This window comes from Oleiphilus sp. HI0125, from assembly GCF_001635355.1.
Window position 1 is genome coordinate 1 of sequence record NZ_LWGF01001398.1, and the last position, 687, is coordinate 687.

The 687-nt window shown below is 41.8% G+C and carries 1 protein-coding gene; it reads left to right on the top strand.

What is annotated here, in order from left to right; translation table 11 throughout:
• Positions 1 to 127 precede the first annotated feature (127 nt).
• A partial coding sequence (locus A3762_RS23840) for a DEAD/DEAH box helicase (RefSeq protein ID WP_197469550.1) occupies positions 128 to 687 on the top strand: 560 nt, incomplete at its 3' end.

Consider the following 687-nt stretch of genomic DNA (forward strand, 5'->3'; position numbering starts at 1 on the left):
ATAAAACAATAAATTAAGTTGGTTCTTAGGTAGCTCATACAGCTACTTAATTTTGGTATCTTATTTCGATTGTTTGCGACGTACTGTATTCTGAAAAGCTAAACAAAATAAGCTGCTCATAGACAATATGCCTATAACTAACCACCAAGCCAAATATTTCGCACACGAACTAACAATACAGCATGCTGCGGGTGGCGTTGATCGCCTTTCTCAGTCGTTGTTTGATGCAAGCGTTGATCTTAATCCGCATCAAATTAATGCAGCCTTGTTTGCATTGAACAATCCACTAAGCCAAGGCGTAGTCTTAGCCGACGAGGTTGGCCTAGGCAAAACAATCGAAGCTGGTTTAGTACTGTCCCAATATTGGGCCGAAAGACGACGTAAGCTTCTTATTATTTGCCCTGCATCACTCAGAAGACAATGGGCACAAGAACTACTTGATAAGTTCAATCTGCCATCACAAATACTCGATGCAAAAACATGGAAGAACCTGCAAAAAGAAGGCGTTTACAACCCGCTGGCAGATAAAAAAGTAGTGATAATGTCTTATCACTATGCAGCGAGGCTTGAAGAGCAACTACTTATCGAACCCTGGGATTTAGTGGTTGTGGATGAAGCTCATAAGCTCCGCAATGCCCATCGACCCAGTAACAAAATGGGCCAGCTACTGAAAAGAGCTTTATATGG